General features: G+C 28.2%; 11 protein-coding genes and 1 pseudogene. All 12 read left to right on the top strand.

Annotation, left to right across the window (positions count from 1 at the left end; translation table 11 throughout):
* Positions 1-519: 519 nt before the first annotated feature.
* On the top strand, positions 520-1,518 hold the full coding sequence (locus RH99_RS15750; protein WP_243441508.1) for a glycosyltransferase family 2 protein: 999 nt from the start codon (positions 520-522) through the stop codon (positions 1,516-1,518).
* A gap of 44 nt (positions 1,519-1,562) precedes the next feature.
* Positions 1,563-2,213, top strand: coding sequence for a YveK family protein (locus RH99_RS15745; protein ID WP_010240460.1), 651 nt, complete (start codon positions 1,563-1,565; stop codon positions 2,211-2,213).
* A 25-nt stretch (positions 2,214-2,238) separates the two neighbouring features.
* The gene (locus RH99_RS15740) at positions 2,239-3,525 is read left to right on the top strand and encodes a beta-galactosidase (protein ID WP_010240457.1); all 1,287 of its coding nucleotides are present in this window, start codon (positions 2,239-2,241) and stop codon (positions 3,523-3,525) included.
* Between the two features lie 134 nt (positions 3,526-3,659).
* Positions 3,660-5,063 (top strand): tyrosine-protein kinase domain-containing protein, encoded by a 1,404-nt coding sequence (locus tag RH99_RS19825; RefSeq protein ID WP_010240455.1) that lies wholly within the window; start codon positions 3,660-3,662, stop codon positions 5,061-5,063.
* Positions 5,064-5,133: 70 nt separating this feature from the next.
* Positions 5,134-6,312 (top strand): glycosyltransferase, encoded by a 1,179-nt coding sequence (locus RH99_RS15725; RefSeq protein ID WP_010240452.1) that lies wholly within the window; start codon positions 5,134-5,136, stop codon positions 6,310-6,312.
* 199 nt (positions 6,313-6,511) lie between these two features.
* A complete protein-coding gene (locus RH99_RS15720) occupies positions 6,512-6,790 on the top strand; it encodes a hypothetical protein (protein WP_138990730.1) in 279 nt (92 codons plus the stop codon).
* A gap of 26 nt (positions 6,791-6,816) precedes the next feature.
* Positions 6,817-7,485, top strand: a complete 669-nt coding sequence (locus tag RH99_RS15715; protein ID WP_010240448.1) for a sugar transferase — start codon at positions 6,817-6,819, stop codon at positions 7,483-7,485.
* A gap of 30 nt (positions 7,486-7,515) precedes the next feature.
* Entirely contained in the window at positions 7,516-8,397 is an 882-nt protein-coding gene (locus tag RH99_RS15710; protein WP_010240447.1) for a glycosyltransferase family 2 protein, read from the top strand.
* Between the two features lie 59 nt (positions 8,398-8,456).
* Positions 8,457-9,506, top strand: coding sequence for a mannose-1-phosphate guanylyltransferase (locus RH99_RS15705; RefSeq protein WP_010240445.1), 1,050 nt, complete (start codon positions 8,457-8,459; stop codon positions 9,504-9,506).
* A gap of 90 nt (positions 9,507-9,596) precedes the next feature.
* A complete protein-coding gene (locus tag RH99_RS15700; RefSeq protein ID WP_010240443.1) occupies positions 9,597-10,808 on the top strand; it encodes a polysaccharide pyruvyl transferase family protein in 1,212 nt (403 codons plus the stop codon).
* A 22-nt stretch (positions 10,809-10,830) separates the two neighbouring features.
* The gene (locus RH99_RS15695; RefSeq protein ID WP_010240441.1) at positions 10,831-12,000 is read left to right on the top strand and encodes a Coenzyme F420 hydrogenase/dehydrogenase, beta subunit C-terminal domain; all 1,170 of its coding nucleotides are present in this window, start codon (positions 10,831-10,833) and stop codon (positions 11,998-12,000) included.
* Positions 11,997-12,209: pseudogene (locus RH99_RS15690) on the top strand (hypothetical protein); the annotation flags it as partial. The gene RH99_RS15695 and the pseudogene RH99_RS15690, both read left to right, overlap by 4 nt.

Below are 12,209 nucleotides of genomic sequence, written 5' to 3'. Positions count from 1 at the left end.
GTGGGAGACTTACGCCAAGTTAGTCAGGTTAAAGATTTTGATTTTCTACTTGCACTCTGTGAAATTGGTAGTAAAGAGTCCCCTGCTTACGTTTCTCAATAATGTTCAGAAAATGTTCAACTTAAACTTGTATCATCAACTAATAGAGATAAAAATTTTAATATAGGTATAAAAAAATTTAAATGAAGTAGGTAATGTAAAAAATAGTGAATTGAAGCAAGTTCTTAATTCAGGTGGGGATTCTTTTAAACCATCTGAATTTTAGAACTGCGAATGCATGGCTTACTTGGCGTTGTACTCCCACTTGAAGAAAAGTAGAGAGCCCAAATTTTAATTTGGTGCGAATCACTTTCGCAGAGTGCAAGCAGAGAACCAAAATCTTCTTTTCGATTTTGTGTGAATCACTTTCACAGAGTGCGTGGGAGACTTACACCAAGTTAGTCAGGTTAAAAATGCTGTGATAAGAAAATTATATTTAATGATATCCATATACAATTAGTGTTTCTGAAGGAAGTGGTTATGGTGAGGGATTTAGTATCCGTAATAATACCTGTATATAATAGTGAAAAATATATAGAATCTACTATAGAAAGTATAGTGAAACAAACTTATGACAATATTGAAATTATTACAATGGATGACGGAAGTTCTGATGAATCTTCCAATATTATAAAAAAACTAGTAGAAGTTTATAGGGAAAGAAAGATAATAAAATATTATTATCAAGACAATGCAGGGGTGTCTGCTGCAAGGAATAGAGGTATAGAGAAAGCTAATGGAAAATATGTAGCTTTTATAGATAGTGACGATCTGTGGAGTAGTACAAAAATAGAAGATCAAATAAAAATGATTTATAAAACTTCAATGAGAGCCTGCTACTGTGGATTCCTAGATTTTTTTGAAGAGGACAATACAACTAGGAAAAGAGAAATGAAGCTACCTTCCGGTAAAATATTGTATGATTTTTTAAAAGACAATGTGTGGTGCCACACTAGTACTTGGCTTATTGAGAAGTCTTTAATAAGTGAAAATCATATTAGATTTACTGAAGGTTGTAATTGGGGTGAGGATTTTGAGTTCTTTATGAAAATTGCTGCAATTACAGAAGTGTGCTCTGTTAAGGAATATTTACTCTTATACAGAATAAGACCAAATTCATTGACTACATCTGCATCCTTTTTAAAACAGAGTGAAGATATATATGTTTGGATGGATCTTGATAAATGGATAAAAGAAAATACTCACAAGCTCATTTATAAAAATATAAAGAAAATTTCTAATTTAATTTATCAATTTAGAATACCTTTTTCCCTAATTAATTATACATACGGATATATGAATACTTCCAGTTATGAGGACATAGATAAAAATATTAACCGGGTAAATGGGAAACTGTACAATAAATATATTATAAATTTAAGCTTAATTAATGGAATAAAGAGTTTAAAGTTATATGTAAAATTGCATATTATGTACTTGCGTTTACATAAATATAAGTCGTATGAAAATTTAGAATAATTTTTTAGTTATAAAATCAATTAATTACATATGGAGGTTGCTCTATGAAGGATCAAAATGTCATAGATTTAAATGAGGTTTTGTGTACAGTAAAAAAGAGAAAAGGTTTAGTAATAGCAATTACTTTAGCGGCAGTTGCCATAGCTGTAATTGTAAGTTATTTCATTATGTCTCCAGTATATGAATCATCTTCAACTATAATAATTGGACAAAAGAGTGACATAAATGAACCCATTAATAATCAATACAGTAGTGTTATGATGTATCAGAGTCTTACAAAAACCTATGCTTCTCTTGTTACATCAAAATTTATTGAAGAAAAAGCAGCGCAAAAACTTGGCAGGGGTATCACGGCAAATCAATTGAATAATTCCATTACAGTCACTCCACAGGATGAAACACAATTAATTGTAATAAAAGCTGAAGGGAGCACAGCTGAAGAAGCATTACAAAGGGTTAATGCCGTTTCAGAAACCTTTTCAGAAAATGTGGCAAATATATACAATATAGGACAGGCAACTGTTGTTGATAAGGGTGAACTGCCTCAGTCACCTATTAAGCCCAATAAAAAACTTTATATTGCTATATCACTTTTTATGGGACTCTTACTATCTATAGCTATAGCAATTTCTTTAGAGAGAAGAACTGAAAAAGTATTAGAGAAAATAAAAAATCACAATGAATTATGTGTGTAAAACAATATATATTTGGAGAAGAGCAATGTTAAAGAATAAAAAAATAAAGTTTATTATAATAATGATAATCACAATAATTGTAGTAGGTATTTTTATATGGTATAGATATGGTAATTCTAGAGAAAAGTCTAATAATCCTACAGGAGAGTCCAGTAATTCCCCAGATAAAATTATGGGATCAATTAAAAGCTCCGATATTCTAACTGGGGTAAATATTCATTCTTTAGAAATGCAAGATGATGAGATTAAAAAAATTAGCGGGGCCGGGCTTAAAATTGTGAGAATAGATTTATTTTGGTCCTCTGTAGAAAATAAAAAAGGTGTGTATGATTTTTCTAAATATGATAGATTTGTAAAAAATATGGAAAGAAACAATGTAAAAATACTTTTTGTACTAGATTATGGCAATAAATTGTATGATAATGGTCTTTCACCTCATACCGATGAAGGAAGAAAGGCTTTCGTTAATTTTGCTAAAGCCGCCGTAGAACGATACAAGGGAAAACAGATTATGTGGGAGATATGGAATGAACCAAATGCATCCTTTTGGTATCCAAAGCCAAATTGGGAAGACTATTTTAAGTTAGCCATGGAAACTATAAAGGAAATTAAAGCTGTAGATAAAGATGCATTTATAGCAGCGCCAGCAGCATCAGAAGTACATTTTGATTTTCTCAATTATTTAGGTAAAGCTGGGCTATTTAAATATATAGATGCTGTCAGCGTTCATCCTTACAGGGGATCAAATCCAGAAACAGTTATATATGATTATAAAGATTTAAAAACTCTTATAGGAAATTATCCCCATAAGAATAATATCCAAATTTTTTCTAGTGAATGGGGATATACTGTATCCTCAAAAGGCATGGATGATATGAAGCAGGCACAATATTGTATTCGCCAATATTTATTAAACACTATGAGTGGAGTAAAATTAAGTATTTGGTATGATTGGAAGAATGATGGTAATGACAAAAACAATGGAGAGCATAATTATGGAACTATGTATAGTAATTTAACTCCTAAACCAACTTATTATGCAATAAAAACCATGAATAAAACTCTCAAGGGATATGACTATATAAAAAGAGTAGATACACCATCAAAAGATGACTATGTACTTATGTTTAAAAAGGACAATAAAATAATTTATGCTGCTTGGACAAGTACTAAAGATCATGATATAAATTTAAATATAAGAAATGATGCTGCTGAGGTCACAGATCTTATAGGGAAAACTTATGAACATAAGGCACAGAGTGGAAAATATAAGCTTCATTTAGATGAAAGTGTTAAATATATTTTAAATTAAAAATACTCAAGGTTACATTTTACATAGATGTAACCTTGAGTATTTTTTGGTAATGATGTTCAGAAAATGTCCATTATGAATTTGTATTATTAAATCATACTTAATTTTTAATATAAAGAATTGAGGTAATAATTATGAATAAAAATGAAGTAGTCAGATTAATTGGATTTAATGAGTTCATTTATATCATTGCCAAAAGAAAAATTATAATTATTGTAATAACTTTGATAAGTGTTTTAACTGCAGGGTATATTAGCTTTTTTATGACATCTCCAGTATACCAGTCACAAGCCAGCGTCATTGTGGATAAAAAGGGAGATAGCCCATCAAATGAAAATGTACAATATGACGATGTAATGATGTATCAAAACCTTGTTAAAACTTATGCAAATATTGGTAGTTCCGATAGGATATATGCTGAAGCTTCTGAGAAATTAAATAATTCTGTACCTCCTGATGTGATAGCTAAAAGAGTTAGTGTTGCACCTATTGAAGATACTCAGATGCTCACAGTTAGCGCACAGGGAGAAAGTCCTAAGGAAGCGTTAAATTTACTAAAAGCTGTAACGAATTCATTTATTGAAGTTTCAAATAGTGTTTATCCTGCTGGAGACATTAGAATTGTAAGCGATGGGAAACTACCTGAATCTCCTATAAAACCCAACAAAAGGTTTAATATTACAGTTGGATTTTTAATAGGTATTATATTTTCCATAATAATAATTTTTCTATTAGATTATTTTGATGACAAAATTAAAAGTATAGAAGATGTTAAAAGAAATTTTTCTTTACCTATACTTGGAGATATACAGATGGAAGAAAAAATTAAAGGGAAGCAGAGAGAATTATTAATTTTTAAAAATAGCCCTGAGTCATTTGTATCTCAATCTTATAGGATACTCAGTACAAATATACAGTCTCTAGGTTTTGATACAAATATGAAAACTATATTAATAACCAGTTCATCCTCTAGTGAAGGAAAGTCCATAATAGCATCAAATTTAGCACTGGCTATTGCAGAGGCAGGGAATAAGGTATTACTTTTGGATTGTGATTTAAGAATGTCTTCAATACACAAGAAGTTCAATTTATCAAACCAAAAAGGTCTCTCAAATCTGTTAATTGAAAAGTGTAAATTTGAAGAAGTAGTTCAAAAATATAATAACAATCTTTATATTTTAACATCTGGAGAAATGTGTAAAAATCCTTCTAAAAATCTTTCATCTATTGAAATGAATAGATTTTTACAGGAAGCTAAAAAACTATTTGATTATATTATTTTAGATACGCCACCTGTTGTATCTTCAAGTGAGGCTCAAATACTATCTAAATTCGTTAATAGTGTACTTTTAGTAGTTGCTTCAGGACAATCTGAGATAACTAAAATTAATAGGTCAATTGAACTTTTAAGTCATGTTAAAGCTAATGTTATAGGGATTGTGGCAAATAAACTGAAAGCTAACAAAAAGGATTTGAAAGAGTATGACAATTATCACTTCAAAAGTATTAAAGATAAAAAGATATCAATAAGTCAATAAAAAGCTATTTTCCTAGAGAAATGATACTAACTTTAACAAGAATAAACCCACTTGTGAGGAGCTGAAACACATGAAATTTGCTATTGTAGCTTTTACTAATCCCTTTGTTGATAAATCTGATGGTGGAAAAATAGATATATATAATAGGTTATTGGCATTAAGTGATCAGCAGACCAAAATAGATTTGTACACTATTTTAAAGAAAGATGAAAAAGAAACAACTTGTGAATTTAAAAATGTAAATGTGTATGCAGATAGAGTGGCAAACAAATTTAAATATGTGTTTAATAAATATCCCCTAAGTGTCAATAACAGATATAGTAACAAGCTTACCAGAATTATGAAGGAAAAGGTGTATGATCTCACTATATTTGAAAATGCAAATATGATAAAGTATTTGGATAAAAATAATATTATTTCAAAAATAAATTATATAAGAATACATAATATAGAGAGCAGTTATAGAAAAGATACCTTTAAATCCTCTTTTCCAAAACTAACCTCAATACTAGAAGGCATAGAGGGAATGAAATACAAAAACATTGAAAATAACTACATAAATAAATTTAGTAAATTTTTATTTATATCTAAAGATGAGCAAAATGAATATATTAAACTATTTCCAAAGTATAAAGAAAAATTTATATGGGTTCCTCCTGTAATAGAGTGTAACAAATATGTGGATTATAATGCAATTGAGGACAATACAATATTATTTTATGGAGATATGACAATTTCTCATAACTTTGAGGGAATAAAATGGTTTTGTAAAAAGGTATTTCCAAAGGTTTTATATAAAAATCCCAATGTAATATTGAATATAGTTGGGAAAATATCATCTTATGATAGACAATATTTAAGTAAAGCTTGTAATAATATAAATGTATTGGGGTATGTGGAAAATATAGATAAAACTATTAGTAAAGCTGCTATAGTAATTGCACCTATATTTCATGGAGCGGGTGTTAAAATAAAAGTTTTACACGCTTTAAGTAAGGGAAAAATACTAGTTGCAACGGAAAAGGCAATAGAAGGTACATATCTTAAAGATAAAGAGCATTTATTTATTGGGAAGGATGCAGATGAATTTACTAAATTATGTTTAAAAATATTGAGTAATAGTAAGAAATACATATATGCAGCTGAAAATGCATTGAAATATTTAAAACAAAATCATTCAATAAAATCACAATCTGAACTATTATATAATCTCTATAAAGAGGATATTAAGATTAAAAATATAATTTAATTTCACAAAGATTGCTTAAAGATACACTCATATGTATCTTTAAGCAATCTTTTCTATTTTATTTAAAGAATATATAAAACTAGGTATATTATACCTAAAATGTTCAGAATTTGTTCAGCAGAGATTTGTATTATAGAATTATATATTCATAGAAAAGTAACATTGTTAATTAATTTATAAATATTTTACATTGGGGGGATTGAGTAAAGTAATGGATTTTACAGAGAAAAATAAAAAAAGTTTTGATATAGAATTAAAATTAACAATAACAGTTAACGATTTGTCAAATATTAAATCTGAGAATAATGAGTTTGATTCAACCAGTGTAGTTAAAAAGGATATACATAAAAAGAGAATTGTAATGAAAGAGGATATAAGAAGAAATATTGAAAAGTATAGAAATAATGCCTGTGCTGCATTTAAGAATAAGAGGAAAAGTATAACAAATGCTTCAGTAAATATTAATAAAACTATATAAAACATATACAGGGAGGAGAGAGTTCATTGCAAAATGTAAAGTTAAATGAGGAAGTGAATTTTAATTACTATGAAGACAAGTATTCAAAAAGTATTACCTATCATTTTTTAAAGAGAGTCATTGATATCTGTGGAGCTTTAATTGGAATAATTCTTTTAAGTCCTGTTTTCATAATAATTACTATAGCAATTAAGATTGATTCAAAGGGTCCTGTAATATTTTCTCAAAGCAGAGTAGGTAAAAATGATAAATTATTTAAGATGTATAAGTTTAGATCTATGGTGGTAGATGCAGAAAAGCTATTAATAAAGTTAAAGGATAAAAATGAGATGTCAGGTCCCATGTTTAAGATGAAGAATGATCCTAGAATAACTAGAATTGGTAAATTTACAAGAAGGACAAGCATTGATGAGCTACCACAGTTGTTCAATATATTAAAGGGCGATATGTCTTTTGTAGGGCCAAGACCAAATTTACCATCAGAAGTAGCAAAATTCAGTGATTACCATCGATTAAAGCTCCTTGTAAAACCGGGTCTCACCTGTTACTGGCAGGTTATGGGGAGAAATGAAATAGATTTTGAAGATTGGATACGCTTGGATATAAAGTATATAGAAGAGAGAAATATATGGAGAGATATAAAACTTATATTTAAAACATTCCTTGTATTATTTGGAGATAAGAATGCCCATTAAGTTTTTAATTTAGTTGTAAAGGAGAATGATATGTTAAATAAAATATCATTGGTTGTACCAACTATAAACAGGACAATAGAATTAAAAAAATTACTTGAATCAGTTAAAGAATGTGATTATGCAAAGCTGGAAGTCATTATTGTTGATCAGAATACTGATATTGATATTAGTAATATAGTGAATTACTTTAAAGAGTATTTTCCTATAAACCATATTAAAGTAAATTTTAAGGGCGCTGCAAAAGCAAGAAATTATGGAGTTAGATATGCCACTGGAGATATAATAAATTTTCCCGATGATGACTGTGAGTTGTCTAAAGATCTATTATCTAAAGTTAATAATATTTTCAATGAAGATACAAACAATGAATTGATTTTTGGAAGATCATTGGATAGAAACAGTATGCAGGCATCTATTGTTAATTTTTATAAATCATCAGTAAGTGTTAGATATTCTAATATATACAGGTCAACTGTTGAATTTACTATGTTCATTAAAAAAAATGTATTTGAAGAATTAGGTGGATATGATGAAGAACTTGGTGTAGGTACTTATTTTGGAGCAGAAGAAGGAGCAGACCTTGTTATTAGAGCTTTAAGTAAGAGTAAGAAAATAATGTACTATCCAGATTTACTTTTTTATCATCCTGAAAAAATAAATAAATATGGTGTAAATGAATGCTTAAGAGGACTAAGCTATGCAAGAGGAGCAGGGGCATTAGCCTATAAGCATATATGTATAAACAAAAATATTCATGTATTTAAGCTTATTATTTATATAAATTTAAAGGCAATGGCAGCAATAATAATTTATTTTTTTACTTTTAAGTTCAAAAAGTCTAGATATTATTTATATGTTTTATTTGGTAGAATTCAGGGGTTTTTTAAGAAACTTAAGCTGGTATTTCAGTAACTTTGTTGAATATTACATTCTGGTAATAAAATAAAAATATATTTGGGGAGGTAAAATAAATGTTATGTGCACTTATAATGGCAGGGGGTAAGGGTGAAAGATTTTGGCCTCTTTCCACAGATGAAAAACCTAAGCAGTTTCTAAAACTACTTGGTGAGGAAACTATGATACAGATGACTGTAAACAGATTAAAAGATCTAATACCGGTTGAGAGAATATTTGTGGTTACAGGAGAAAGATATATAAGTTTGGTGAGAGAACAGCTTCCTGGGCTTCCTGAAAAGAACATAATAGTTGAACCAATAGGTAAGAACACGGCACCTTGTATAACATTGTCTGCTTTTCAAATAGAAAAACAGTATGAAGATGCTACTATTGTAGTACTTCCATCCGATCATCTTATAAGAAATGAAGAAGAGTTTAGAAATGTTATAGCAGCAGCGGATTCCTTTATAGAAAAAAATGAAGATTCCATTGTAACTTTAGGAATGAAACCAGACAGGCCGGAGACTGGTTATGGATATATTAAATGTGATAAGACATCTTCAATAGTTAATGGATTAAAGATAAGAAATGTGGACATGTTTGTTGAAAAGCCAGATCTTGAAAAAGCAGAGCAGTATCTTAAAAATGGAAACTTTTTATGGAACGGTGGAATGTTTGTTTGGAAGGCAAAGAAAATATTAAGACTTACAGAAAAATATATTAAAAATACCTATGATGTGCTTAAGGAAATAGCTTGTACTTCAGATGAAGAATATATGAATAAACTTAAAAGTAGCTATAATCTAGTAGACAGTGTTTCAATAGATTATGCCATAATGGAAAAAGCTGAAAATATATATGTAATACCAAGTGAATTCGGTTGGGACGATGTGGGAACTTGGTACTCTGTGGAGAGATATAGGACTAAAGATGAAAACAACAATGTTTGTGTAGGAAATATAATAAACATAAACAGTAAAAACAATATTATTGTGGGAAAGAATAAGCCAGTTATTATTTCAGGATTAGATGATATATTCGTAGTTGAAAGTGATGATGTTATTCTAATAGGTAAGAAAGAGGATATAAAGGATATAAAAGAGATTAAGAAGACGGTAATATAAATGGGGCGAGATTATAAGAGCTTTATGACACAATATAGAAAAGTTTCTGTAGTTAAGTAATAGATAATTGCAAAGGGAGAGAATTACACAATGAAAATAGAAATAGCACATATACCTAATACTTATAATTATGGAAGTTTAATGATGGCAATAAATTTAATTAAAAGTTTATCAAATAGGTATGAAAATCAGAATATTGAATTTTATGTGGATTGTTCTACGAATAAAGATTTAGAAAGATTAAAGAGCGAGACTTTGTGTAATAACATTTATGTTAAGAAGAAAAGTATAGATAAAAGAAAAAATAAAATTTTTAGATTAATAAACTTTGTAAAAAAAATAGATAAAGAATATAGTGATAAAAAGGCCATTATTATAGTTGGAGGAGATGATATATCTGAATACTATGGTAAAAGAGGATTAATTAAAGAATTACTGAAATTATATTTTATAAGTAAAAAAGTACCCGTATTCTTAGTAGGACAAACTGTTGGACCATTTAGCATATATACAAAGGAATTAGCAAAAATAGTGTTAAACAGAGTAAACTTGTACACTAGAGATTTTGATTGTTTAAATTATGTAAGGAGTATAGGAGTAAAGGATATATTTGAATCTAGAGATTTAGCATTTTTAGAGCTTCCTTTGCAAAATAATAGTGAAATTACAAGTAGTATTTTAAATAAGTATGATATAAAAGATAAATCCTATATAGTGATTGTTCCTTCTGGACTTACTAAATTATATACTAAAAATGAAGATAATTATATTGATAATCAAGTTAATATAGTTAAGTCAGTTTTAGAAAATAAAAAGTTGAAATTGGATAAAGTAGTATTACTTCCTCATGTACTAATACCTAAGGAAGTAGATGATAGAATTATAATTGGGGAAATAATGAAAAGAATTGATGATAAGTATAAGGATAAAATTATTCCAATATATGATGAATTATTGTCTAGTGAAGCAAGAATTATACTAGGTAATTCATTGTTTTCCATAACAGGTAGAATGCATGCAGCGGTGTCAACTTATCAAATGGGTAGACCATCCTTAGCACTATCCTATAGTGTAAAATATAAAGGTGTACTAGGCAGCGGTCTTGGTATGAATGATTTGATTATTGAAGCAGACAATGATGCTGTATGGCAAAATAATGAAATTGTAGATCAGGTTAATAATAAAATTAATCATATAATAGACAACTATAATCAATTAGTAGTCAATATAAAAGATAAGCTTCCAGAAGTAAAACAAATGATTAGTTTACAAATGGATGATATAACTAATAAGTTAAACTAATTATAATGAATGGAGTATACAAATGTTAGATTTTGATGTAAATGAGTTATGTTATGGCTGTGAAGCTTGTAAAAATATATGTCCTAAACAGGCTATTGTAATGAAAAAATCCTATGATGGTTTTTTATATCCTAATATAGATAAGGATTTGTGTATAGGTTGTAGAAAATGTGATGAGGTATGCCTAGTTCTCAATAAAAAAGTAAGTGAAAAAAAGTTTAGAGATAGAAAGGCTTTCGCAGTTTATAACCTTGACGATTCTATAAGAAAAGAGAGTTCTTCAGGTGGATTGTTTACAGCTATTGCGAATTATGTAATTCAACGTAAGGGTGCTGTTTTTGGGGTAGTGGTTAGTGATAATATGGAGATTATACATACTGAAACAGAAAGTATAGACGGAATTGAGGCAATGAGAGGATCTAAATATGCTCAAAGTAGAATTGATTATATATTTACTAAAGTTTTAAAAAAACTTCAAGACGGAAAATTTGTATTATTCACAGGTACTCCTTGTCAAGTAAATGCCTTATATAATTTTTTAAATCATAATTATGATAATTTGTATACTTGTGATGTGATTTGTCATGGTGTTCCATCTCCATTGGTGTTTAACAAATATTTGAAGTACATGGAAGATAATAAAGATAGTAAAATAGTCAAATATAATTTTAGAGATAAAACCTTTGGCTGGAAAAAATATAATATAAAAATACAATATGAAGATAACAATTCTACACTTACAAAATTTAATGAAGATATATATATGAAGGGTTTCTTAAGTGATTTGTATTTAAGAAATTCATGCTATAACTGTAAATGTAAAACAGATAATGTTATGAGTGATATTACAATAGGTGATTTTTGGGGAATAGAAAATAAATATCCTGAAATTGACGATGATAAAGGAATGGCAGCAGTTATAATCAATACCACTAAAGGAAGAAAAATAATAGATATTTTAAAAGATAATATTTTTATGCAACCAGTTTCATTGAATGATATCATTGATGGAAATCCTTCTTTAAGAAAAGCTGCTAAGAAAAATAAGTGCAGAGATAAGTTCTTTCATAATATTAACAACATAGATATTGTTAAGAATATACATAAATATTATAAAAAAAGTATAAGCATAGAAAGTAAATTAAAAGGTACAGTAATAAAAATAATACATAAATTTAAGGTGGTAGTATGAAAAAAAATAATTTAAAACAAGATGTTATTATCTCATATATCTCAGTTTTTTTAATTATAATATCTACATTTGTTTTAACTAAATACCAGGTTAAATTTTTAGGTAAAGATCAATATGGAATTATAAGCTTAGTTAATTCTGTAATAGGATATGTAAGTATTTTTGGATTTGGGAATTGGACAAACTATTATAAGATATATTTCTTTATA

This window comes from Clostridium arbusti SL206, from assembly GCF_000246895.1.
Lineage (GTDB): Bacteria > Bacillota > Clostridia > Clostridiales > Clostridiaceae > Clostridium_I > Clostridium_I arbusti.
This window is presented reverse-complemented; position numbering and strand designations above follow the sequence as displayed.

Coding starts and splice junctions, on each gene's coding strand:
- RH99_RS19825 (WP_010240455.1), top strand. CDS start 3,660: ATGAATAAAAATGAAGTAGTCAGATTAATTGGATTTAATGAGTTCATT.
- RH99_RS15705 (WP_010240445.1), top strand. CDS start 8,457: ATGTTATGTGCACTTATAATGGCAGGGGGTAAGGGTGAAAGATTTTGG.
- RH99_RS15695 (WP_010240441.1), top strand. CDS start 10,831: ATGTTAGATTTTGATGTAAATGAGTTATGTTATGGCTGTGAAGCTTGT.
- RH99_RS15710 (WP_010240447.1), top strand. CDS start 7,516: ATGTTAAATAAAATATCATTGGTTGTACCAACTATAAACAGGACAATA.
- RH99_RS15745 (WP_010240460.1), top strand. CDS start 1,563: ATGAAGGATCAAAATGTCATAGATTTAAATGAGGTTTTGTGTACAGTA.
- RH99_RS15700 (WP_010240443.1), top strand. CDS start 9,597: ATGAAAATAGAAATAGCACATATACCTAATACTTATAATTATGGAAGT.
- RH99_RS15750 (WP_243441508.1), top strand. CDS start 520: ATGGTGAGGGATTTAGTATCCGTAATAATACCTGTATATAATAGTGAA.
- RH99_RS15725 (WP_010240452.1), top strand. CDS start 5,134: ATGAAATTTGCTATTGTAGCTTTTACTAATCCCTTTGTTGATAAATCT.
- RH99_RS15740 (WP_010240457.1), top strand. CDS start 2,239: ATGTTAAAGAATAAAAAAATAAAGTTTATTATAATAATGATAATCACA.